At 70.8% G+C, this 22,608-nt stretch carries 21 protein-coding genes, 1 pseudogene and 1 riboswitch; of the genes and pseudogenes, 19 read left to right on the plus strand and 3 right to left on the minus strand.

The window, feature by feature from the left end; genetic code table 11:
* Window positions 1–42 precede the first annotated feature (42 nt).
* From map to truA, 10 genes are all read left to right on the plus strand, one after another.
* Window positions 43–894: a type I methionyl aminopeptidase gene (gene map / locus AB0B68_RS29675; protein WP_357207561.1), complete on the plus strand. Its 852-nt coding sequence runs from the start codon at window positions 43–45 to the stop codon at window positions 892–894.
* Between the two features lie 136 nt (window positions 895–1,030).
* Window positions 1,031–1,582 (plus strand): DUF1707 domain-containing protein, encoded by a 552-nt coding sequence (locus AB0B68_RS29680; RefSeq protein ID WP_357207558.1) that lies wholly within the window; start codon window positions 1,031–1,033, stop codon window positions 1,580–1,582.
* 328 nt (window positions 1,583–1,910) lie between these two features.
* Window positions 1,911–2,132 carry a translation initiation factor IF-1 gene (infA, locus tag AB0B68_RS29685; RefSeq protein ID WP_007073013.1) on the plus strand — a complete coding sequence of 74 codons (222 nt, stop codon included), beginning with the start codon at window positions 1,911–1,913 and terminating at the stop codon, window positions 2,130–2,132.
* A 91-nt stretch (window positions 2,133–2,223) separates the two neighbouring features.
* Complete coding sequence (gene rpmJ, locus AB0B68_RS29690; protein WP_043965539.1) at window positions 2,224–2,337, plus strand: 50S ribosomal protein L36; 114 nt, start codon at window positions 2,224–2,226, stop codon at window positions 2,335–2,337.
* A gap of 266 nt (window positions 2,338–2,603) precedes the next feature.
* Window positions 2,604–2,984 carry a 30S ribosomal protein S13 gene (rpsM, locus tag AB0B68_RS29695; protein ID WP_030329917.1) on the plus strand — a complete coding sequence of 127 codons (381 nt, stop codon included), beginning with the start codon at window positions 2,604–2,606 and terminating at the stop codon, window positions 2,982–2,984.
* A gap of 87 nt (window positions 2,985–3,071) precedes the next feature.
* A complete protein-coding gene (rpsK, locus tag AB0B68_RS29700) occupies window positions 3,072–3,479 on the plus strand; it encodes a 30S ribosomal protein S11 (protein WP_030329919.1) in 408 nt (135 codons plus the stop codon).
* 13 nt (window positions 3,480–3,492) lie between these two features.
* Entirely contained in the window at window positions 3,493–4,119 is a 627-nt protein-coding gene (gene rpsD / locus AB0B68_RS29705) for a 30S ribosomal protein S4 (protein ID WP_030329921.1), read from the plus strand.
* Window positions 4,120–4,217: 98 nt separating this feature from the next.
* The gene (locus AB0B68_RS29710) at window positions 4,218–5,240 is read left to right on the plus strand and encodes a DNA-directed RNA polymerase subunit alpha (RefSeq protein WP_007465227.1); all 1,023 of its coding nucleotides are present in this window, start codon (window positions 4,218–4,220) and stop codon (window positions 5,238–5,240) included.
* 34 nt (window positions 5,241–5,274) lie between these two features.
* Complete coding sequence (gene rplQ / locus AB0B68_RS29715; RefSeq protein ID WP_091402374.1) at window positions 5,275–5,832, plus strand: 50S ribosomal protein L17; 558 nt, start codon at window positions 5,275–5,277, stop codon at window positions 5,830–5,832.
* A 67-nt stretch (window positions 5,833–5,899) separates the two neighbouring features.
* Window positions 5,900–6,730 (plus strand): tRNA pseudouridine(38-40) synthase TruA, encoded by an 831-nt coding sequence (truA, locus tag AB0B68_RS29720; protein WP_357264169.1) that lies wholly within the window; start codon window positions 5,900–5,902, stop codon window positions 6,728–6,730.
* 12 nt (window positions 6,731–6,742) lie between these two features.
* Here truA and AB0B68_RS29725 read toward each other — a convergent pair whose 3' ends face one another.
* Window positions 6,743–7,852, minus strand: a complete 1,110-nt coding sequence (locus tag AB0B68_RS29725; RefSeq protein ID WP_357264172.1) for a hypothetical protein — start codon at window positions 7,850–7,852, stop codon at window positions 6,743–6,745.
* A 102-nt stretch (window positions 7,853–7,954) separates the two neighbouring features.
* Between AB0B68_RS29725 and AB0B68_RS29730 the strand changes: the two genes are divergently transcribed.
* The 4 genes from AB0B68_RS29730 to AB0B68_RS29745 are packed head-to-tail and all read left to right on the plus strand — an operon-like array spanning window position 7,955 to window position 12,075.
* Entirely contained in the window at window positions 7,955–8,560 is a 606-nt protein-coding gene (locus AB0B68_RS29730; RefSeq protein WP_357207850.1) for a methyltransferase, read from the plus strand.
* A 41-nt stretch (window positions 8,561–8,601) separates the two neighbouring features.
* Window positions 8,602–10,281 carry an ATP-binding cassette domain-containing protein gene (locus tag AB0B68_RS29735; protein WP_357207847.1) on the plus strand — a complete coding sequence of 560 codons (1,680 nt, stop codon included), beginning with the start codon at window positions 8,602–8,604 and terminating at the stop codon, window positions 10,279–10,281.
* On the plus strand, window positions 10,278–11,075 hold the full coding sequence (locus tag AB0B68_RS29740) for a nucleotidyltransferase domain-containing protein (RefSeq protein ID WP_357207845.1): 798 nt from the start codon (window positions 10,278–10,280) through the stop codon (window positions 11,073–11,075). The genes AB0B68_RS29735 and AB0B68_RS29740 overlap by 4 nt, the downstream gene beginning before the upstream one ends.
* A gap of 37 nt (window positions 11,076–11,112) precedes the next feature.
* Window positions 11,113–12,075 carry an aldo/keto reductase gene (locus tag AB0B68_RS29745; protein ID WP_357207843.1) on the plus strand — a complete coding sequence of 321 codons (963 nt, stop codon included), beginning with the start codon at window positions 11,113–11,115 and terminating at the stop codon, window positions 12,073–12,075.
* Between the two features lie 156 nt (window positions 12,076–12,231).
* Here AB0B68_RS29745 and AB0B68_RS29750 read toward each other — a convergent pair whose 3' ends face one another.
* Together AB0B68_RS29750 and AB0B68_RS29755 are read right to left on the minus strand one after the other, a co-directional pair.
* Window positions 12,232–12,786: a hypothetical protein gene (locus AB0B68_RS29750; protein WP_357264176.1), complete on the minus strand. Its 555-nt coding sequence runs from the start codon at window positions 12,784–12,786 to the stop codon at window positions 12,232–12,234.
* 72 nt (window positions 12,787–12,858) lie between these two features.
* Window positions 12,859–18,690: a ThuA domain-containing protein gene (locus AB0B68_RS29755; RefSeq protein WP_357264179.1), complete on the minus strand. Its 5,832-nt coding sequence runs from the start codon at window positions 18,688–18,690 to the stop codon at window positions 12,859–12,861.
* A 312-nt stretch (window positions 18,691–19,002) separates the two neighbouring features.
* Window positions 19,003–19,112, plus strand: a riboswitch (TPP riboswitch).
* Here AB0B68_RS29755 and thiE point away from each other — a divergent pair.
* The 5 genes and pseudogenes from thiE to AB0B68_RS29780 form a co-directional block, all read left to right on the plus strand.
* Entirely contained in the window at window positions 19,107–19,733 is a 627-nt protein-coding gene (gene thiE / locus AB0B68_RS29760; protein WP_357264182.1) for a thiamine phosphate synthase, read from the plus strand. (Overlaps the previous riboswitch by 6 nt.)
* Entirely contained in the window at window positions 19,730–20,896 is a 1,167-nt protein-coding gene (thiO, locus tag AB0B68_RS29765; protein ID WP_357264188.1) for a glycine oxidase ThiO, read from the plus strand. The genes thiE and thiO overlap by 4 nt, the downstream gene beginning before the upstream one ends.
* Window positions 20,887–21,087: a sulfur carrier protein ThiS gene (gene thiS, locus AB0B68_RS29770; RefSeq protein ID WP_238667543.1), complete on the plus strand. Its 201-nt coding sequence runs from the start codon at window positions 20,887–20,889 to the stop codon at window positions 21,085–21,087. The genes thiO and thiS overlap by 10 nt, the downstream gene beginning before the upstream one ends.
* Entirely contained in the window at window positions 21,084–21,863 is a 780-nt protein-coding gene (locus tag AB0B68_RS29775) for a thiazole synthase (RefSeq protein WP_357264185.1), read from the plus strand. Before thiS ends, AB0B68_RS29775 begins: the two co-directional genes overlap by 4 nt.
* Window positions 21,860–22,405: pseudogene (locus AB0B68_RS29780) on the plus strand (thiamine phosphate synthase); the annotation flags it as partial. The gene AB0B68_RS29775 and the pseudogene AB0B68_RS29780, both read left to right, overlap by 4 nt.
* Window positions 22,406–22,608 lie beyond the last annotated feature (203 nt).

Here is a 22,608-nt window from a genome sequence, read left to right on the forward strand (position 1 = left end):
CGTTATGTGCCCCGCTGTTCGGCAACGAAAGGTAACCGCTCCATGCGTCGTCCCCAGCTGGACATCCAGCTGAAGACCCCTGACCAGATCGAGAAGATGCGGGCCGCCGGGCTGGTGGTGGCCGAGGCGTTGCGTCGGATGCGGGAGGCTGTCGCCCCCGGTGTGAGCACCGCCGATCTGGACGCCATCGCGGAGGCGACCATCCGTGAGGCGGGCGGTGTTCCGTCGTTCAAGGGCTACCACGGCTTTCCGGCGTCGATCTGCTCCTCGGTCAACGAGCAGATCGTGCACGCCATCCCGTCGCCCAAGCAGGTGCTCCAGGCCGGTGACCTGATCTCCATCGACTGCGGCGCGGTGCTGGACGGGTGGCACGGCGACTCCGCGATCACGGTCGGGGTCGGTGACGTCGACCCGGCGCTGTTGAAGATGGCCGAGGTCGCTGAGGACGCCATGTGGGCCGGTATCGCCGCCGCTGCGCGTGGTGCGGCCAGCGGCAAGGGACGCCTCACCGACATCTCGCACGCGGTGGAGACCGCTGTCCGCAAGGGCGGCCGGTACGGCATCGTCGACGGCTACGGCGGGCACGGCATCGGCACCGAGATGCACCAGGACCCGCACGTGCTCAATCACGGTCGGCCGGGCAAGGGTCCGCGACTGGTTACCGGGATGGCCCTGGCCATCGAGCCGATGATCACCATGGCGTCCCCGCGTACCGTCGAGTTGGCCGACGGGTGGACGGTCGTCACCCGGGACGGCTCTGTCGCCGCGCACGTCGAGCACTCGATGGCGCTGCTGCCGGACGGCGTCTGGGTGCTCACCGCGTTCGACGGTGGCCGGGCCCGCCTGGGCGACCTGGTGACCGCCCGCCAACCCGCGGCCACAAAGACTCTCTAGTCCGATCCCGGCCCCGCGTCGCGCCGTTGATCATGAAGTTTCAGCTCCGACACGCCGGTGGGGCGGGCAACAACTTCATGATCGACCGCTGTCGGGGGGCGGGCGGGAGTGGCGCGACGGTGGCATGCTTGCCGGCATGGACGGGCGCGACGGGATGCGAGCTGCGGACTCGGACCGTGCGGCGGTGGCTGACCGGTTACGGGTCGCCCTCGACGAGGGCCGACTGGATCTGCACGAGTACGACGAGCGGTTGCAGCAGGCCTACGCGGCACGCACGTACGCCGACCTCGAGGGTCTGCTGACCGACCTGCCGCCGGTGACGCCGGCGCAGCGGTCGGGCCTGGCGCCGGTCGCCGGGTCGACGATGAGCCCGCTGGGTGACCAGCTCGATCCGGCCGTCAGCAGGGGCGTGACCGCCCGCTGGTTGGCCGAGGTGTGGTTCCCGTACCTGCGGGTGATCGCCGTCGTGGTGACCATCTGGGCGGTGACGTCGTTGCTCAGCAAGCACCTGCTCTACTTCTGGCCGGCCTGGGTCGCCGGGCCGTGGGGCGCGGTGCTGGTGGTCCGCACGGTCAGCGGGCTGGCTGCGAAGGAGCCCCAGCGCCAGGCCGTCAAGCGCCAACGCCGCCGGGAGCGCAGGCAGGCAAAGCGCGCCCTCAAACCCGACAACGACGAACCAACCCCCTGAACCCCACCAACTCCAACCCGCGGGCCGGACTCCCCGCGATTCGTTGATCATGAAGTTGTTGCCGCCGAGTACGGCGTGTCGTGACAACAACTTCATGATCAACAGGGCTGAGGGTCGACTCGCGCGGGTTGGTGGGTGGCCGGTTTGGCGGGGGACCGCAGGCCGGCGTACACTTTCAGATCGGCGCACAGCGTCCACTCCGGCATGCCCACCCTGCGCTTCGGTGGGAGCTGGAGCCGCGGCTGGCGCGGGCTTCTGATTCTGGTCAGATTTCCGTGTAAGACGTTGTGGGCCGCCCGGTGCAATCGACGTCAGGACAGCGGAGGACATGCCGAAAAAAGACGGAGCCATTGAGATCGAGGGTCGGGTCATCGAGCCCCTGCCGAACGCCATGTTCCGGGTGGAGCTCGCGAACGGCCACAAGGTGTTGGCTCACATCAGCGGGAAGATGCGGCAGCACTACATCCGTATCCTTCCGGAGGACCGGGTCGTCGTCGAACTCTCGCCGTACGACCTGACCCGCGGGCGCATCGTCTACCGCTACAAGTAGTCCTGACGACGGCCGGGAAGTCCCGTGTCCGTCTTCGACGTCCGGTGCCGCGCAGAGCGCGTAACCGGGCCAGATGGGAAGTAAGGCAACCGTGAAGGTCAAGCCGAGCGTCAAGAGGATCTGCAACAAGTGCCGGGTTATCCGCCGGCACGGCCGGGTCATGGTCATCTGCAGCGACCCGCGCCACAAGCAGCGCCAGGGCTGACTCAGCCCGTCCGGCCGGAGCACGGCCGGGTGGCGTTGGTCCAGGCAGATCCCCAGCGACACACACATCACACATGCTCGTCCCAGCCGCGAGCGGTACGCCAGACGTACCTCTGCGTGGCTGACCCCCGGTCGGAGGCCGGGGCCCGCTCGGGCAGCGACCGATCCCGGTCGCCGGCGCTCATCGCGTCGGAAAGACGGGACGGCCGGTAGCGGGGTGGGACGGGTCCACACCTCCGCCACACATCACGAGGAGTACGCCCGCACATGGCACGTCTAGTCGGCGTGGATCTCCCCCGCGAAAAGCGGTTGGAGATCGCGCTCACCTACATCTTCGGGGTCGGTCGCACCCGCGCCCTGGAGACACTCGCCGCCACCGGCATCTCGCCGGACAAGCGCGCTCGGGACCTCACGGACGAGGAGCTCGTGCAGCTCCGCGACCACATCGAGGGCAACTACAAGGTTGAAGGCGACCTGCGCCGCGAGGTCGCCGCTGACATCCGCCGCAAGGTTGAGATCGGCTGCTACGCCGGCATCCGGCACCGCCGGGGTCTGCCCGTGCGTGGCCAGCGGACCAAGACCAACGCCCGGACCCGCAAGGGCCCGAAGCGGACCGTCGCCGGCAAGAAGAAGCCCGGCAAGAAGTAGTTCTTAACCGGATGACGGGATCGGCCGCCGCCGAGGCGGGTCAGGTCGCAACCCAGTCCGGAAAGTCAACTAGGAGCGCACAGACTTATGCCACCGAAGGCTCGTGCCGGAGCCGCTGTAAAGAAGGTCCGGCGCAAGGAACGCAAGAACGTCGCCCACGGGCAGGCGCACATCAAGAGCACGTTCAACAACACCATCGTGTCCATCACGGACCCGACCGGTGCGGTCATCTCCTGGGCCTCCGCTGGCCAGGTCGGCTTCAAGGGCTCCCGCAAGTCGACTCCGTTCGCTGCGCAGCTGGCCGCCGAGGCTGCCGCGCGTCGCGCCATGGAGCACGGCATGCGCAAGGTCGACGTGTTCGTCAAGGGCCCCGGCTCCGGCCGGGAAACCGCCATCCGTTCGCTGCAGGCAGTGGGCCTCGAGGTCGGGCAGATCGCCGACGTCACCCCGCAGCCGCACAACGGGTGCCGTCCGCCGAAGCGTCGCCGGGTCTGAGAGGTAGAGAGAGATGGCTCGTTACACCGGTGCAGACTGCCGCCGTTGCCGGCGGGAGAAGATGAAGCTGTTCCTCAAGGGCAGCAAGTGCGATGGTCCGAAGTGCCCGTTCGAGTCCCGGCCGTTCCCGCCCGGGCAGCACGGCCGCGGCCGCACGAAGGAGACGGAGTACCTGCTCCAGCTCCGCGAGAAGCAGAAGGCCCGTCGGGTTTACGGCGTGCTGGAGAAGCAGTTCCGCGGTTACTACGAGGAAGCCGTTGGCAAGCAGGCCAAGACCGGTGAGGTCCTCCTGCAGATCCTCGAGTCGCGGCTGGACAACGTCGTTTACCGGGCCGGTTTCGCCCACTCGCGGGACATGGCCCGCCAGCTGGTCAAGCACGGTCACTTCACGGTGAACGGCAAGAAGGTCGACATCCCGTCGTACCGCGTCAAGGAGCACGACATCATCGAGGTTCGGGGCAAGAGCAAGGAGCTCACCCCGTTCATCGTCGCGCAGGCTCAGGCCGGCTCGAAGACGGTTCCGGCGTGGCTTGAGGCCATCCCGAGCCAGATGAAGGTGCTCGTGCACTCCCTCCCGGCCCGGCAGGTCATCGACACGCAGGTCCAGGAGCAGTTGATCGTCGAGCTCTACTCCAAGTAGTCCGAGCTCGTTCGGTGGCCCGCCCTTCGGGGCGGGCCACCGGAACAGTTTGTGTCGTGGGCGTCAAATAGCGGGCGTCCCGGAAGAGAAGAGAAAAGATGCTCATCAGCCAGCGACCCTCCCTCTCCGAGGAGTCGATCAACGAGACCCGTTCCCGGTTCGCCATCGAGCCGTTGGAGCCGGGCTTCGGCTACACCCTGGGTAACTCGCTGCGGCGTACGCTGCTGTCGTCGATCCCGGGCGCGGCCGTCACCTCGATCAAGATCGACGGTGTGCTGCACGAGTTCACCACGATCCCCGGTGTCAAGGAGGACGTGGTCGAGCTCGTCATGAACATCAAGGAGCTGTGCGTCAGCTCCGAGCACGACGAGCCGGTCAGCATGTACCTGCGTAAGCAGGGCCCGGGCGATGTGACCGCGGGCGACATCCAGCCCCCGGCCGGCGTCTCGGTGCACAACCCGGATCTCAAGCTCGCCACCCTGAACGGCAAGGGCCGGCTCGACATGGAGCTGACCGTCGAGCGGGGCCGGGGCTACGTGACGGCGGCGCAGAACAAGCAGTCCGGCGCGGAGATCGGCCGGATCCCGGTCGACTCGATCTACTCGCCGGTGCTGAAGGTGACCTACCGCGTCGAGGCGACCCGTGTCGAGCAGCGCACCGACTTCGACCGGCTGATCATCGACGTCGAGACCAAGCCGTCGATGGGTCCGCGTACCGCGCTGGCCTCCGCCGGTTCGACGCTGGTGGAGCTGTTCGGGCTCGCCCGGGAGCTGGACGAGACCGCCGAGGGCATCGACATCGGGCCGTCCCCGCAGGACGCCCAGCTGGCGGCGGACCTCGCTCTGCCGATCGAGGAGCTGGACCTCACCGTCCGCTCCTACAACTGCCTCAAGCGCGAGGGCATCAACTCCGTTGGTGAGCTCATCGGGCGTACCGAGGCCGACCTCCTCGACATTCGCAACTTCGGTCAGAAGTCGATCGACGAGGTCAAGATGAAGCTCGCCGGGATGGGTCTCGGGCTGAAGGACTCGGCTCCGAACTTCGACCCGGCGCACGTCGTGGACACCTTCGGCGAGGCCGACTACGACACCGACGACTACCGCGAGACCGAGCAGCTCTAGTCCGCGCTGCCGCCACAACTGAGGAGCACCAAAAATGCCCACGCCCACCAAGGGCCCCCGCCTCGGCGGCAGCCCCTCGCACGAGCGGCTGATGCTGGCCAACCTGGCGACCGCGCTGTTCCAGCACGGGAAGATCCAGACCACCGAGACGAAGGCCCGGCGGCTGCGCCCGCTGGCCGAGCAGCTCATCACCAAGGCCAAGCGCGGTGACCTCGCCTCGCGGCGTCGGGTGCTGGGTGTCGTCAAGGACAAGGACGTGGTCTACGCCCTGTTCGACCAGATCGCGCCCCGGTACTCCAACCGCCCCGGCGGTTACACCCGGATCGTGAAGACCGGTCCGCGCAAGGGTGACAACGCGCCGATGGCCATCATCGAGCTGGTGGAGGAGCTTCAGGTCGCCGAGCCGAAGGCGAACAAGAAGACCGCCGCCCGCAAGGCCGCGCAGCAGGACAAGGTCGAGGCGCTCGCCCCGGCCGACGAGGCCCCGAAGTCGGCTCCGGCCGACCAGGACTCCGAGGCGCCGGTGTCGGCGTCCGGTGACACCGACGCCGCCCGCGAGGACAGCGACGAGGCCACCGAGAACAAGGCCTGATCAAGGGCATCGTCGGGCCCGGCACCCCATCGGGGTGCCGGGCCCGACCCGTAACAGGAGGTACGAGGTGGACGAGCGGATCCGGCTGCGGCTGGACGTCTCGTACGACGGCACCGACTTCTCCGGCTGGGCAGCCCAGCCGACCAGGCGCACCGTCGCGGGGGTGCTCGTCGAGACCCTGGACCTGGTCCTCGGCGTCGGTACCGCCACCGGGCTGACGGTCGCCGGGCGGACCGACGCGGGAGTGCACGCCACCGGTCAGGTGTGCCACGTGGACCTGCCCGTGGAGGTGTGGCGGGAGCACGAGGGGCGGCTGTTGCGTCGTCTGGCCCGGCTGCTCCCCACCGACGTGCGGGTACGGGCGATTACCGAGGTGCCGGCCGACTTCGACGCCCGGTTCTCGGCCACCTTCCGACGCTACGAGTACCGGGTCACCGACGCGCCCTTCGGCGCCGAGCCGTTGCGCCGCCACGAGGTGCTGGCCTGGCCGAAGCCGTTGGACCTGGCCGCGCTGAACGCCGCCGCCACCGGGCTGGTGGGGGAGCACGACTTCGCCGCGTACTGCCGGCGCAAGGAGCACGCCACCACACTGCGCGAGGTGACCCGGCTGGACTGGCGTCGCGACCCGGACGACATCCTGGTCGCCACGGTGCAGGCGGACGCGTTCTGTCAGGCGATGGTGCGCAGCCTGGTGGGAGCCATGCTGGTGGCCGGCGACGGCCGCCGCCCGGTCGAGTGGCCGGGAACTCTGCTCACCCAGCGGGAGCGGTCCAGCGAGGTGACGGTGGCCCCCGCGCGCGGGCTGACCCTGGTCGCCGTCGGCTACCCGGCCGATCCGGCCGAGTACGCCCAACGGGCGACCCTCACCCGCCGGTTGCGGGTCCCGATCGAGGGTTGACCGTCCGCACTGTCAGTCGCCGGGCAGATCGCCCTGGTTGGCGTTGCTGCCGGTAGGTGCCGCCGTCGGTTGCGAGGCGGTGCCGCCGTCGGCCCGGCTCTGGAGTACGCCCCGGCTGAGGTGCAACTCGATCATGTCGAACAGGATCTCGCGGACCTTGGCGTCTCCCGCCTTGACCGCTGTGCCGTCCTTGCGGACCACCAGCGCGTACGCCAGGTAGTGGCCACGGACCTGCCAGCCGACGCGTGCCGGGGCGTTGGCCAGGACATCGGTGCCGTCGCCGTCGTTCCCGGTGAGGCCACGGAAACGGCCCTGCCGCTCGTCGAGAAGTTGCCGGAGCCGGTCTCGGGCTCGTTCCGCGCTGACCTTGTCGGTGAGGTTGAACAGGCCGGCGGTGACCAGGTGGCTGTCGTCGGGCGTACTCAGGGTGGCCCGGACGATCTGGTTGCAGCCGAGCCGGACCAGCAGGTCGGCGACCTCGTCGGTGGCGGCGACGGCGCAACTGCCGCTGGACTGTGTCTTGAGCACCTGGTAGCTCGGCTGGCCGTCGGTGAGCTTCAGTTCCTTGCCGGGGAAGAGTTCCTTGGCGGTGAGCGGGGCCTGGTCGGTGTCCCGGGAGTCGAGCGCCAGCCGTTCCGCCGACGCCGACGTCGGGGCGGCGTTCGGCTGGTTCGTCGGGTTGCTCTGCGGCTGCTCGCCGCGGTCGATGAGCAGCGCGGCGGCGCCGAGGCCACAGAGGGCGAGCAGCACCAGGACGGCTGCGCCGCCGATCAGCGCCTGCCACAGTCGACCGCCGCCGCGCCGGGCGGGCGGCTCAGCCGCCGTCGCCGAGGTGTAGATCTGGCTGCGCGGCGGTGCGGGTGGGATGTCGGCGCGTGTCGGCACTGCCTGCGGCGCATCGGCGTGGGCGGCCGGCCCGAGCTGCGGCACCTCGGTACGAGCCGGTGCCGGCTGCGACGAGGGCAGCGAGAGCTGGTTCGGGCGGGGCAGCGACGGCGTGGGGAAGCGTGACGGAGAGGGCCCGGCCGCCGGGGGCGGACCGGCGCCGAGCACCGACAGGTCGGACCCGGGCTCCGGGTACTCCTCGAAAGCGTCCTCATCGGACTGGTACCGATACACCATGTCACCCAGAGTAGGAGTCATTGTCCCTTTAGGTGGTAATTTCGGGGAAATGTACGTGTGGGCCGCGTCAGGTCCGTCCCAGACCGGTGCGAGAATTGTCGGGTGACCGGCGACCACTACTTCACCGCTCAGCCCACCAGCGACGCCCCGGCGCGCGAGGTCGAGTTCACCGTCGCCGACCGCGACTACCGGCTCACCTCGGCCGGCGGGGTGTTCTCCGCCAGCCGGCTCGACCCGGGCACCGCGGTGCTGCTGCGCAAGGCCGAGCTGCCCGCCGACGACACCACCGGTGACCTGCTCGACCTCGGCTGCGGGTTCGGGCCGATCAGCTGCGTGCTAGCCGACCTCGCGCCCAGCAGCACCATCTGGGCCGTCGACGTCAACGCCCGGGCCCGCGAACTGACCGCCGCCAACGCGGCTCGGGTCGGTGCCGCCGACCGGGTCCGGGTCAGCGCGCCGGACGACGTTCCGGACGACATCCGCTTCGCCCAGATCTGGTCGAACCCGCCCATCCGGATCGGCAAGGACGGGCTGCACGACCTGTTGCTGCGCTGGCTGCCCCGACTCGCCCCGGACGGCGTCGGCTGGTTGGTCGTCGCCCGACACCTCGGCGGCGACTCGCTGCAACGCTGGCTCACCGAGCAGAGCTGGCAGGTCGAGCGGTACGCGAGCCAGAAAGGCTTCCGGGTGCTGCGCGTCACCCGGTAATTGGATGTACCCCCCGACCCTCACTGGGGCAGGATCCCGGCGTGGGATACGTGGACGTGGCAGCGGTCGGGCACATCCTGCCCGACGGTCGGGAACTCTTCGCCGACGTGTCGTTCCGGGTCGGGGAGGGCAGCAAGGTCGCCCTGGTCGGGCCGAACGGCGCGGGAAAGACGACGCTGCTGAGGATGGTCGCCGGCGACCTGCCGGTGCGCAGCGGCGTCGTCGCGCGGGCCGGCGGGCTGGGTGTGATGCGCCAGTTCATCGGCATGATCGGCGACGAGTCGACAGTCGCCGACCTGGCGTTGTCGCTGGCCCCGCCGGCGCTTCGCGACGCCGGCCGGCGGCTCGGCGAGACCGAGGCGGCCATGCGGGCGGCCGAGGCCCACGGCAAGTTCAGCAACGCCGCGGGCAAGGCCCAGCTGGCGTACGCCGATGCGCTCGGCGCCTGGGGCGAGGCCGGCGGGTACGACGCCGAAGTGCTCTTCGACACCGTCGCGACCATCGTGCTCGGTAAGCCGTGGGACGCCGTACGGGACCGTCCGGTGCGTACCCTCTCCGGCGGCCAGCAGAAGCGCTTCGCCCTGGAGTTGCTGCTGCGCGGCCCGGACGAGGTGTTGCTGCTCGACGAACCTGACAACTTCCTCGACGTGCCCGGCAAACGCTGGCTGGAGGCGCGACTGCGCGAGTCGACGAAGTCGGTGCTCTACGTCTCGCACGACCGCGAGCTGCTGGCCCAGAGCGCCGACCGGGTGGTCGCCGTCGAGGGTGGCAGTGCCTGGGTGCACCCGGGCGGCTTCGCCAGCTGGTATGAGGCTCGGGTGGCTCGGCACGCCCGCCTCGACGAGCTGCGCCGGCGCTGGGACGAGGAGCACCAGAAGCTGCGCGAGCTGATGCTGATGTACAAGCAGAAGGCCGCGTACAACGACGGGTTGGCCTCGCGTTACCAGGCCGCGCAGACCCGGTTGCGCAAGTTCGAGGAGGCAGGGCCGCCGCCCGTACCCCCGAAGGACCAGGACATCCGGATGCGGCTCAGCGGCGGGCGGACCGGCAAGCGCGCGGTGGTCTGCGAGCAGCTGGAGCTCGACGGCCTGACATTCCCCTTCGACCTGGAGATCTGGTACGGCGACCGGGTGGCGGTGCTCGGTGCCAACGGCACCGGCAAGTCGCACTTCCTGCGGCTGCTGGCCCGCGGCGGCACCGACCCGGACCCGGCGAACGGCCCGGTCGACGGCGCGGGCGCGCTCGCTCCGGTGATGCACGAGGGGTCGGCCCGCCTCGGTGCCCGGGTCCGCCCCGGGCACTTCTCCCAGACTCACGACCGGCCGGAGCTGATGTCGAAGACGCTTGTCGAGATCCTGTGGCGGGGCGACGAGCACCGCACCGGGATGGACCGGCACGCGGCGATGGGTGTGCTCAGCCGCTACGAGCTGGCCGCGCAGGGCGACCAGCGCTTCGGGACGCTCTCCGGCGGGCAGCAGGCCCGGTTCCTGGTGCTGCTGTTGGAGCTGTCCGGGGCGACCCTGCTGCTGCTCGACGAGCCCACCGACAACCTCGACCTGGCCAGCGCGGAAGCTCTCGAAACGGGCCTGAACGCCTTCGAGGGAACGGTGATCGCTGTCACCCACGACCGTTGGTTCACCCGCTCCTTCGACAGGTTCGTGCTGTTCCGAGGCGACAGCGAGGTGGTGGAGACGCCGGAACCGGTCTGGGATGTCGGGTGATCCCCACCGACCTGCCCGACCGCCTGTGCGCCGTCAAGGGGGTGGTGGCCGTGGCGCTCGGCGGCAGTCGGGCGCGCGGCGAGCAGCGCCCGGACTCCGACTGGGACCTGGGTCTCTACTACCGGGGTGAGCTGGACCTGCCGGCGCTGCGTGCGGTGGCCGCGACGGTCGCCGACACCGCCGTCGCGCTCACCGCCCCCGGTGGTTGGGGCCCCTGGGTGGACGGGGGTGGCTGGCTGCGGATCGGCGGGGTCGCCGTGGACTGGATCTACCGGGACCTCGACCGGGTGCACAGCGCCTGGGCGGACTGCCGGGCCGGCCGGTACGAGGTCGGTGTGCAGGCCGGGCACCCGCTCGGGTTCTACTCGTCCGCCTACGTCGGCGAGGTGGCGTTGTGCCAGGTGCTGGCGGACCCGACCGGCCAGCTGACCGCGCTGAAGGAGCAGGCCCGGGACTATCCGCCCGCGTTGGCCGACGCGCTCGTGGCCGGCGGTTGGGAGGCCGGGTTCCTGTTGGCCGGCGCGGCCAAGGCCGCCGCAGGCGGGGACAGCGGGTACGTCGCCGGCTGCCTGTTCCGGGCGGTCGGAGTGCTCGCCCAGGTGCTGCACGCCCGGGCTGGCCACTGGTTGATCAACGAGAAGGGGATGATCGCCGCAGCGGGCCGGCTGCCGGGGGCGCCTCCGCGTTTCGCGCAGCGGGCGCAGGCACTGCTCGGTGGCGTCGGCCGCAGTCCGGCCGAGCTGGCCGCGACCGTCAACGCCGCCCGTGAGCTGGTCACCGAGGTGGTCGGCTGAGCCGCCGCCGAGGTGGCCCGCACCGAGCCGGCATAGGGTGGATCGCGTGACTGACATGACCTATCGCCGGCTGGGCGACTCCGGGCTCGTGGTGTCCGTGGTCGGCATCGGCTGCAACAACTTCGGCCGCAAGCTGGACCTCGACGGCACCCGGGCGGTGGTGGACGCGGCCCTGGACGCCGGGATCACCCTGTTCGACACCGCCGACATCTACGGCGAGCCGCAGGGCGGCTCCGAGGAACTGCTCGGGCAGGCGCTCAAGGGCCGCCGGGACGACGTGGTGGTGGCCACCAAGTTCGGCATGGACATGAACGGTCTCAACGGACCGGACTACGGCGCACGGGGTGCGCGGCGCTACATCGCCCGCGCGGTGGAGGCGTCGCTGCGCCGGCTCGGCACCGACCACATCGACCTGTACCAGATGCACGAGCCCGACCCGGGCACCCCGATCGACGAGACCCTCGCCGCCCTGGACGACCTGGTCCGTGACGGCAAGGTGCGCTACCTGGGCAACTCCAACTTCGCCGGCTGGCAGATCGCCGACGCGGACTGGGTCGCCTCGTCCAACGGCCGGTCCCGCTTCATCAGCGCACAGAACCACTACAGCCTGGTGGAGCGGTCCGTGGAGGCCGAAGTGATCCCGGCGTGTGAGCGGTTCGGCCTCGGCATGCTGCCGTTCTTCCCGCTCGCCAACGGCCTGCTCACCGGCAAGTACAAGCGGGAGGCTCAGCCGCCGGCCGGCAGCAGGCTCTCCGGTGGTGGCCGGTACGCGGAGCGGCTCGCCGCGGCCGACTGGGACACCATCGAGGCGATCGAGGCGTACGCGGCCGAGCGGGGTCTGACGATGCTCCAGGTGGCGATCGGCGGACTGGCCGCCCAGCCGGCGGTGACCTCGGTGATCGCCGGTGCCACAACGCCCGAGCAGGTGCGTGCCAACGCCGCCGCCGGCGTCTGGGAGCCCAGCGACGACGATCTGGCGGCGCTGCGCGCCATCCTCTGACGGCGCGCTGTCGCTGATCCACCCGCGTTCCGTGAAGGCGGGGCATCTGCGGTCTGCGGAAGCCCCGACTTCACGGAAGCCCCGACTTCACGGAAGCCGAGACGACACAGGGCCGGGCCGCTCGTCGCGGCCCGGCCCTGTCATGCACTGCTTTGGTCAGGTGGTGCGTCGGCGGCCGAACAGCATGGCCACCCCCATCGCGACGGCGACGAGCACGAGACCGGCCGCCGCGAGCGGCCACCAGGCGGCGCTGCCGGCGTCATCCGTCGGCGTGGTCACCGCGACCGGCGCGGGTGCCGGCGGCGACTGTGCCGCCTTCGCCTGCACCGTGGCGGTGGCCTTGCCCGCCAGGGGAGCGGGGGAGTTCACCGACACTTTCCACGTGCCGGTGGAGAGCACCGGGCCGCTGCTGTAGAAACCCTGCCCCTCGGGCTGCGGTTCCAGCTGCACCGGCCCGACCCGCTGCCCGTCCGGACCGGTGGCGGTGAGGACCAGCCGCACCACCTGTTCCAGCCGGCGGCCATCGGCGTAGGTGGCCTGGATGGTGACGCCCTGAGCCCCGTCGCCGGCCACAGTGAGTTTGAGCTTGTCGGCCTGCGCCGCCTGCGCCGCCTGAGCGGCCTGCGCGGCCTGCGCCGCCGGGGCGGCGGCGGACAGGGTCAGGGCCAGCCCGACGAACACGGCGGCCAACGCCTTGCGGATACCGGTCACGGACATCTCCCTTCCTACCGATGAGGGAGGCCCCTCCCCGACGCCGCAGCGCCGAGGAGGGGCCTCGTCGGATCAGAGCTGGCGACCGGGTGCCAGCCGGGTGGCGTCGCCACCAAGCCGTCCGGTGCCCTTGACCGAGTCACCGTCGTTCGCCTTGACCCCGGCCTTGCTGGCCGCGCCGCCGAGCCGAACGATCATGGCGTCGGCGTCCCGGATCAGGACGTCCCGGACCTCCGCCTCGCCCACCAGCGCGGTGTCGGAGGCGAGCGTCCGGAACGCGGTCAGCTGCCGGACAGCCGCCTTGTCGTCGCCGGCCGCCTCGGACGCACGGACAGCGTCGAGCTTGTTCGACAGCTGCTTGTGCGCCTTGGTCGAGAGCCGCCCCGTCGCCTTGAACCGGTCCAGCAGACCCTGCATGTCCCGGAACGAGGTGGTGACGAAGAACCGGACCGTCGAGGTGGTCTTGTTGCCCGCCTTGTCGGTCGCGGTCACGGTCAGCTCGTGCAGGCCGAGCGACAGGTCGTACATGGCCTGCAGGGTGCCACTGGTGTACGCCTGGCCGTCGAGCTGACCGACCACGCTCGCGATGCCCGAGCTCGGGTCAACGGCCTGCCAGGCCACCCGGACGTCCTGGCTGTCGCCGTAGAGCTGGCCGTCGGCCAGCCCGGACACCAGCAGCGTCGGCTTGGTGCCGTCGATGCGCAGCACCGCCGACTTCAGCGTCTCGACGTTGCCCGCCTTGTCCGCCGAGCGGAACAGCAGCTCGTGCTGCCCGTCGCCGGTCACCTCGATCGGCGTCGAGTACGGCGCCCACGCGCCACCGTCGAGCGACCACTCCACCGTCTTGACACCGGAACCGGCGTCGGTGGCGGCCAGCACGACCGGGATGGTCCCGTTGTGCCAACCGGCGTCGTTCGCCGGAGCGAACGTCGCCGAGGTCACCGGCGCGGTGGCGTCGATCTTGACCGAGACGGTCTTGGTCGCCTCCACGTTGCCGGCCTTGTCCGTCGAGCGGAACCGGAGCTCGTGCTCGCCGTCCCCGCTGATCGCCACCGGAGCGGTGTACGCCGTCCAGGTGGTGGACCCGTCCAGCTGGTACTCCGTGCTGCCGAGCCCGCTACCGCCGGCCTCGTCGGCACCGGTGAGCGTGATCGTCACCGGCCCGGTGTACCACCCGTCGGTCGGGGTGCCGGAAACCGCCGCAGTGGTCACCGGCGCGGTCTCGTCGGCCACCTCCGTGCTGAGCCGGAAGTAGTCGAACGAGGCGGTCTTCGACGCCGTCTGGTTGGCGCCGAGGGTGAACAGCCCGACCTTCGGGGTGGCACCCACCGCGCTGTTGGTCAGCGCCTCCAACGCGGTCCAGGTCGTGCCGTCGGCCGAGTACGACGCGGTGAACGTGTCGCCCGTGCGGGCCAGCCGCAGGTGCCACACCGCCGAGGTCAGGTTGCCCGCCTCGGGCTGCGGGTTCTGGACCGCCCCGGCGATCTCGCTGCGGAACTCGATCCGCCGCGTCACCGCCTGGCCGGCCTGGTTGTCCGCGATGAAGTCGAGCTTCAGGTAGTTGTCGTCGTCCGCCTGCACGAGCAGACCGGCCTGCTGGTACTGCTCGTTCAGCAGACTGCCGTCGACCTTCGTCTCCAGGGTCCAGTCGCCTGACGGCGCGGTCTGGAGGATGAAGTTCTTCGGCCCGGTGTTGTCGGTGCCGTAGATGTCACCGTTGGGCACGTCGATGCGCAACGAGCCATCGGTGACCCGGTAACCGTTCGGGTCCTCCCGAAGGATCGCGTCCCACCGGCACTTGTCGAGCGTGCTGCCGGTGAACTCGTCCGACGGGTCGACCGGCCCGGCCGGGGCGTCCGGCGTCACCTGGAACGAGTCGAAGGCCGCGTCGACAACAGGTGCCTCAGTGCCACCGTTGAGCGCGAAGACCCCGATCCGCGGGTTGGTGATGCCGGCGAGCGCGGCCGAACGGCCCACCGGGGTGAACGTCTGACCGTCGCCCGAGGCGGACGCGGTCAGGTTCGTCCCGTCGCTGGTGATCCGCAGGTACACGGTGTCACCGGCAGGTGCGTTGGTGGCGTCGGCGGCCTCGTTGCGAGGAGTCGCCGCCGTCTCCCGGATGAACTCCACCCGACGGCTGCCGTTGTACAGCAGGTCCACCTTGGCGTAGTTGTCGTCGTCGCCGTACACCAGCAGACCTGCCTGCTGGTAGTTGGCCGTCACCGGCAGGGTGACCTTGGTGGTCATCTCCCACGCGCCGGTCGGGGCCGCCTGGAGCACCAGGTTCGTGGCGTCGTTGCGAGCGCCGTAGAGGTCACCAACGCCAGTGGGCAGCCGGAGCGCGCCGCCACTGAGCGAGTAGAGCTGGTTCTCCCGGATCACGCTGGTCCAGCGGGCCTTGTCGAGGCTGTTGCCGTTGAAGTCGTCCGAACGCGCCCCGAAGCAGGACGTGTCCGGAGCGTCGACCCGCACCGGCACCGTGGCGTACGACTTGGCGCCCTTGCTGTCGGTCACCGTGAGGGTGGCCGTGAAGGTGCCCGCGGTGGTGTAGGTGTGGCTGGCGTCCAGGGTGGTCGCCGTGCCTCCGTCACCGAAGTCCCAGGCGTACGTCAGCGGGGTGTCGCCCTCGGCGTCGGTGGCCGTGCCGTCGAAGGCGGCGGTGACCGGTGCGGTGCCGGTGCCCGGGGTGGCGGTGGCGCTGACCACCGGCGGCCCGTTCTCGGTGACACCGCGGCCGACGAAGTCCATCCAGTTGACGTTGAACAGCGAACCACTTCCGCCGTTCGGATCGCGCGCCAGGAAGTACAGCGAGCCGCTCGCGGCACCGGTGACCGGCGCGCTCACGTCCGTGTACGTCTGCCACGCCCCGGTCGACGGTACGACGGCCGTGGCGACCACCGGTCCGTCGACAGCACCGGCGCGCACCTCGATCCGACCGCCAGCGGCGGCGGAGGCGGCGCGGAACCGGATCTCGGTGATGTTGGTCAGGTTCGCCGGGGCGACCGACCACCAGTCACCGTCCTCGATGAAGGCGATGCTCTGGCCGCCACCGGCGGTGTCGGCGCCGGCCTCGCGCTGCACGCCGGGGTCTCCACCACCGGTGCTCACCGGGGCGCGCCCGGTGGCGGTGAAGTACTCGGCCTGCTTCTGCTTCGGCTGGAGGACCTCGATCTGCCGGCCGGTCAGGGCACCGGAGCCACCGGCACCACCCTCGTCGGTGTAGGTGGCCTCGAAGACCGCGAAGACGTTCGCCTCGGCGCCGTGCCCGGAGGCGAGCGACGTCTGGACGGTGCCGGTGCAGCCGGTGTGCTGCTCCAGCGGGTGGGCGTGCTCGTCGTGACCGAGCAGCACCTGCAGCCCGACCCGGGCGCAGTCGATCTCCCCGTCCTCGGGGTCGGTCACCTTGATGGTGTACCGGACCTGGTCACCCCAGTTGAAGAACCCGCCGTCCGGCGGGAACTCGATGGTGACCGTCGGCGCGGTGTTGCCGACCGTCACCGGCACGTTCGCTACCGCGGTCCGACCCTTGGGGTTGGTGACGGTGAGCTGGGCGGTGTAGTTGCCCGCCGTGGCGTACGTGTGGGTCGGGTTGGCCTCGGTCGAGGTCTGCCCGTCGCCGAACGTCCAGGCGTAGGTGAGCGTGCCACCGTCCGGGTCCCGGGAGCCGGCGCTGGAGAACGTGACGGCCAACGGCGCCGGACCCGAGGTCGGGTTGGCGGACGCCGCCGCGATGGGCGCACGGTCACCGGCGGTGTAGTCGATCCGGTAGACGCCGGAGTTGTCGTTGTTGCCACCGAAGCCGCTGCCCCACTCGATCAGGTACAGCGCGCCGTCCGGGCCGAACTCGAAGTCCATCGGCCGGATCATGCTCATGCCGGTGAGCAGCTGGTTGATGTCCACCAACGACTTGCCGTCGGGGGTCACCTGCATGGTGTACATCTTGTTCTGGTTCCACTCACCGAGCAGAGCCTTGCCGTCGTAGTACGCCGGCCACTTGCGGTTCGAGTTCAGGTCGGCGTCGTAACGGTAGACCGGGCCACCCATCGGGGCGCCGCCGCCGCCGATCTCCGGGTAGCGCGCGTCACCGGCGTACCCGTAGTCGACGGTCGCCGGGACCACCGGCGGGAGGTTGGTCAGGCCGGTGTTGTTCGGCGAGTTGTTGACCGGTGCGGCACAGTCGAACTTCGGGCCACTCGGACCGGACGGGAACGTGTAGTCGTTGTACGCCTCGTTCGTGCCCGTGCAGTACGGCCAGCCGTAGTTGCCCGGGGTGACGATGTTCCACTCGACCAGACCGCGGGGGCCACGGTTCGGGTTGTCGGTGTTGGCGTCCGGCCCGTAGTCGCCGACGTACAGCGTGTTGGTCTTCGGGTCGGTGCCGATCCGGAACGGGTTGCGGAAGCCCATCGCGTAGATCTCGGGACGGGTCTTCTCGGTGCCAGCCGCGAAGAGGTTGCCGGCCGGAACCGTGTAGGTGCCGTCGTCCTCCGGGTGGATCCGGATCACCTTGCCGCGCAGGTCGTTGGTGTTCGCGGAGGTGCGCTGCGCGTCGTAGTCCTGGCGGCCCGCCCGCTCGTCGAGTGGCGAGTACGAGTTCGACTCGAACGGGTTGGTGTTGTCACCGGTGGCCAGGTAGAGGTTGCCGTCGCCGTCGAAGGTCATGCTGCCGCCGGCGTGGCAGCAGGTGTTGCGCTGGGTGTCGACCCGGAGCACCTGCTTCTCGCTGGCCAGGCTGATGGTGTCGCCGGTGACCGTGAAGCGGGACAGCAGGTTGCGGGTGACCCCGTCGTTCGGGGCGTAGTACAGGTACACCCAGTTGTTCGTGGCGAAGTCCGGGTCGAGCCGGATGCCGATGAGGCCGTCCTCGTTGCCGGTGAAGACGTCCAGGTCGACGGCGGTGACGGTGTTGCCGGTGTCCGGCTTCACGATCTGCACGCGACCGTCACGCTCGATGTAGAAGACCCGCCCGTCGGGGGCGATGTCCAGCTCCATCGGGTTGCTGGTGTTGCTGTCCAGCGTGACCTTCTCGAAGTTCGAGGTCTTCGAGGCGCCGCAGTCGGCGTTCTCGACGCCGGCCGCGGTGCGGATGCCGCCGAGCAGGTGGGACAGGAACTCGGGCTCGGCGTACGACTCCCGGGTGTGGCCCAGACCGGTGTACCAGGAGCGGCCACCGTCGTAGTCCTGACACCAGGCGACCGGGTGGTCCGCACCCATCGCGCCGGCGCCGGGGGTGTAGCTCTTCTCGTCCAGGCTGGCCAGCACGTGCACGTCCGGCCGGGGGTTGCTCTGGTAGTTGTACCACTCGTCGAACCGGGACCACCGGTCCGGCAACCCGGCCGTGGACGGGTGGGCGTGGTCCTCCACCTTGACGGTGGCGGTCTGGTTCTGCGGGTGGTTGGCGAAGTACGCGCCGACCAGGTCGCCGTACCAGGCCCAGCTGTACTCGGTGTCCGACGCGGCGTGGATGCCGACGTAGCCGCCGCCGGCCTTCACGTAGCGCTCGAACGCCGCCTGCTGGTCGGCGTTGAGCACGTCACCGGTGGTGGAGAGCCAGATCACCGCCTTGTACTTCGCCAGGTTGGCGTCGTTGAATGCTGCGCCGTCCTCGGAGTTGTCCACTGTGAATCCGTTGGCGGCACCGAGCTGCTGGATGGCGGCGATGCCGGTGGGGATCGAGTCGTGCCGGAAGCCGGCGGTCTTGGAGAAGATCAGGACGGAGAAGGGATCGGCCGCGGCCTTTGGCGCCTTCGGCGCCACCTGGCTGACCGGGGCTGCGGCTTTCGCATCCCGTGGGGGAACCTGGGCGGCCGCCTGCGCGGGCGCGCCGAACAGGGTGGTCGAGGCCATGGCCAGGGAGATCAGGGTTGCGGTGATTGGTACGCGGGCACGACGAGAACGGGACACGCCGCCTCCTGTGTCGTAGTGACAGAGCTCGCGGGAGTCGGCTCGCCGAAGGCCGTCCCTGATGGAGCCGGTGGTCACACCGTGCCAAGGTGCCCCCACCGACATTTTGTCGAATCGCTGAACAAATTAATTCGGCTGGCTCGATGTCGGGCAAGATGCGGACGGGTAACGGTTCTGCAACGGGGGGCGACATTCCGAACAGGACCGTATGAAGTGCCCCATTGGATCTAGCTCGTTTTGACGCGCCGGCCCGGCCGGCCACCGCCGACCCCACGCCTTGGCAGGCCGACGGATCTGTCGTACGGTGACACGCAAGTAACCCACGGGAGCCCGGTGTACCGGGCTGAGAGGGGGGCTGACAGCCCCCGACCGTCGAACCTGATCCGGATAATGCCGGCGCAGGGAGGAGCGTTGCCGTGCCGTCCCTGGGGCGATTGCATCTCATCACCGACACCCGACCCGGTCGCGACCCACTCGCCGTGGTCCGCGCCGCCCTCACCGTGGCCCACGCCGACCTGGTGGTGCAGGTCCGGGTCGAGGATTCCGCCACCGACCGCGAGGCGTACGACCTGACCGGGCGGGTGTTGGCGCTCTGCGCGCCGTACCAGGCGACCTGCCTGGTCAACGACCGGTTGCACGTTGCGCTGGCGGTCGGCGCGGCAGGTGGACACGTCGGCGCCGACGACCTGCCGGTCGCCGCCGCCCGCCGGGTGCTCGGCCCCACCGGTGTGCTGGGCGCCACCGCTCGCGCGCCGGGCCCGGCGGCCGAGGCCGTCGCGGCGGGCACCAGTTACCTGGGCGTCGGTCCGTGTCACGCCACCAGCACCAAGACCGGCCTGCCGGACCCCATCGGGCCCGCCGGAGTGCGCGCCGTCGTCGACGCCGTCGACGTTCCGGTCATCGCGATCGGCGGAGTGACAGCGGCCCGGGTGCCGGCGCTGCGGGCCGCCGGGGCGTACGGGGTGGCGGTGGTCGGCGCGGTCTCCTCCGCCGCCGATCCGGCACGGGCAACCGCCGAGCTGATCGAGGCTCTGACGTGCTGACCGGCCGGTCCCCGTCACCGCTGTCGAGCGACCGGGTCCGGCCGGACGTGGCAGTGGTGGGGGCGGGGCCGATCGGGCTGGCCATCGCCTGGCGTTGCGCCGCTCGCGGGCTGCGGGTTGTGGTGCACGATCCGGCACCCGGCTCGGGGGCGTCGGCGGTGGCCGCCGGCATGCTCTCCCCGGTCGCCGAGGCGTACTTCGGTGAGCGGCAGCTGACCGGGTTGCTTCTGGCATCCGCTGCCCGCTGGCCGGCGTTCGCCGCCGAGTTGACCGAGACGACCGGGGTCGAGATCGGCTATCGGACCGAGGGCACCCTGATGGTCGGGCTCACCGGCGACGACCTGGCCGAGGCGCGCCGGCTGTGGGCGTACCAGCAGGGGTTGGGCCTGCCCGTGACGCCGCTGCGCCCCAGCGAACTGCGCGACAGCGAACCGGCGCTCGCCCCACGGGTGCGCGGCGGCGCGCTCGCGCCCACCGACCATCAGGTCGACCCCCGGCTGCTGGTGCCGGCGCTGCGCACGGCCGCGCAGCGGGCCGGCGCGGTGCTCGTGCCGCAGCAGGTTCGGTCGCTGTCCGATGTGGACGCAACGGTCACCGTTGTCGCTGCCGGCTGCGGGGCCACAGCGCTCACCGGCCTGCCCGTGCGGCCGGTGAAAGGTCAGATCCTCCGGCTCCGCGCGCCCGACGGCGTCGCGCCGGGCTTCCGGCACGTGATCCGGGGGTACGCCGACGGCGAGCACGTCTACCTGGTGCCCCGCGCCGACGGTGAGGTGGTGCTCGGCGCGACGGTCGAGGAGCGCTCGGACACCACTGTCACCGCCGGTGCTGTGCAACGGCTGCTGCGCGCCGGGGTCGACCTGCTGCCCGAGCTGGCCGAGTACGACCTGGTCGAGGCGGTCGCCGGGCTGCGCCCGGGCACCCCGGACAACGCGCCGATCCTCGGGCCGCTGCCCGACCGACCGGACGTCCTGGTCGCCACCGGGCACCACCGGCACGGCATCGTGCTCACCCCGATCACCGCCGACCTGATCGCCGACCTGGTGCTCGGCGGCGTACCCGACCCGCTGCTCGCGCCCTTCCGGGCCGACCGCTTCTTCGGCGGTGCCACGGTGGCCGCGTCGGGCCTACCTGAACCGAGTGTGGAGGGGGACCTGTGGAGTTGACAGTGAACGGGGCCGGGCGCAGCGTCGCCGCGGGCGCGTCAGTGGCGGACCTGGTCCGCGACATCGTGGCGCACCCACGTGGGGTGGCGGTCGCGGTCAACGGCGAGGTGGTGCCCCGGACCGGCTGGCCGGCCCGGGCACTGCGCGACGGTGACCGGGTCGAGGTGCTCACCGCGGCGCAGGGCGGGTGAGCGGCGTGCCGTTCGAGCTGGGTGGGGAGACCTTCACCTCACGGCTGATCCTCGGCACCGGCGGTGCCGCGAACCTGAACGTCCTGGAGCAGGCGATCCGGGCGTCCGGCACCGAGCTGGTCACAGTGGCGCTGCGCCGGGTGGGCACGGCACCGGGCTCCACGGGTGGGCTGCTGGAGCTGCTGGACCGGTGCGGCGTACGCCTGCTGCCGAACACCGCCGGCTGCCACACCGCGACCGAGGCCGTGAAGGTGGCCCGGTTGGCCCGGGACGCGTTCGACACCGACTGGGTCAAGCTGGAGGTGATCGGCGACGAGCGGACGCTCCTGCCCGACGGGGTGGAACTGCTCCGCGCCGCCGAGGAGTTGGTCGCCGACGGTTTCACAGTGCTGCCGTACACCAGCGACGACCCGGTGCTCGCCCGCCGCCTCGCCGACGTGGGCTGCGCCGCGGTGATGCCGGCCGGCTCCCCGATCGGCTCGGGGCTCGGCATCGGCAACCCGCACCACATTCGACTCATCCGGCAGGGTGTGGACGTGCCGGTGATCCTCGACGCCGGCATCGGCACCGCGTCCGACGCGGCGCTGGCCATGGAGCTGGGCTGTGACGGGGTGCTGCTGGCGAGCGCTGTCACCCGGGCGGCCGACCCGGTGGTGATGGCCACCGCGATGCGGCACGCCGTCGAGGCGGGCCGGCTGGCGGCCCAGGCCGGCCGGATCGAGCGCCGCTTCCACGCGCTCGCCTCCACCCCCGACGAGGGAAGACCCGAGCTGTGACACCGCCGTCCGGGGTTGTCCTGTTGACCGACCGGCGCGTCGCGCGGGAAGGGCTCGACCGGGTCGTGGCGGGAGCCGTGGCCGGGGGAGTGCGCTGGGTGGTGCTGCGGGAGAAGGACCTGCCCCGCGCCGAACGCGCCGCCCTCGCCGCCGACCTGCGCGCGATCCTCGCCGACGTCGGCGGAACCCTCATCGTGGCCGGCCCCGACCCGCTCGGCGGCGACGCCGTGCACCTGCCCGCCGCCGGCCCGTACCCGCCGCCAACCCACAACCTGGTCGGCCGTTCTTGCCACAACCGAGCCGAGCTGGACCGCCTGACCACCGAGCACTACGCCACCATCTCCCCGGTCTGGCCGACGAAGACAAAGCCGGGCTATGGCCCACCCCTGGGTGTTGTAGGGCTGGGCAGCCTGGTCCGCGCCAGCCCGGTGCCCCTGCTTGCCCTCGGCGGAGTCGAAACCCCAGAACAGGTGACCGCCTGCGTCCATTCAGGAGCAACCGGAGTAGCAGTCCTGGGCGCACTCATGCGAGCAGGGAACCCCACCGAAACAGCCGCCACCCTGACCAGCGCTTTTCAAGAGGCGGTCACCCCCAAGCTGACCCAAACCCGCCGCGGGGTCCCTCAGGTCCCCACGTCAGGGCTGCGGCCGACTCGAACCTGTTCGACGCCAACCTGGCCATCAACTGCGCCGACGAGACGGAGAAGCCGAGCCGGCAGCAGATCCGGCAGTTGCAGTCCGAGTGG

The organism is Micromonospora sp. NPDC049049, from assembly GCF_040649115.1.
In the GTDB taxonomy this organism is placed as follows: domain Bacteria; phylum Actinomycetota; class Actinomycetes; order Mycobacteriales; family Micromonosporaceae; genus Micromonospora.

Excerpts from the sequence above, each read along its gene's own strand:
- rpsK (WP_030329919.1), top strand. The coding sequence starts at position 3,072 with ATGCCACCGAAGGCTCGTGCCGGAGCCGCTGTAAAGAAGGTCCGGCGC.
- map (WP_357207561.1), top strand. The coding sequence starts at position 43 with ATGCGTCGTCCCCAGCTGGACATCCAGCTGAAGACCCCTGACCAGATC.
- AB0B68_RS29725 (WP_357264172.1), bottom strand. The coding sequence starts at position 7,852 with ATGGTGTATCGGTACCAGTCCGATGAGGACGCTTTCGAGGAGTACCCG.
- rpsD (WP_030329921.1), top strand. The coding sequence starts at position 3,493 with ATGGCTCGTTACACCGGTGCAGACTGCCGCCGTTGCCGGCGGGAGAAG.
- rplQ (WP_091402374.1), top strand. The coding sequence starts at position 5,275 with ATGCCCACGCCCACCAAGGGCCCCCGCCTCGGCGGCAGCCCCTCGCAC.
- AB0B68_RS29710 (WP_007465227.1), top strand. The coding sequence starts at position 4,218 with ATGCTCATCAGCCAGCGACCCTCCCTCTCCGAGGAGTCGATCAACGAG.
- rpsM (WP_030329917.1), top strand. The coding sequence starts at position 2,604 with ATGGCACGTCTAGTCGGCGTGGATCTCCCCCGCGAAAAGCGGTTGGAG.
- infA (WP_007073013.1), top strand. The coding sequence starts at position 1,911 with ATGCCGAAAAAAGACGGAGCCATTGAGATCGAGGGTCGGGTCATCGAG.
- AB0B68_RS29680 (WP_357207558.1), top strand. The coding sequence starts at position 1,031 with ATGGACGGGCGCGACGGGATGCGAGCTGCGGACTCGGACCGTGCGGCG.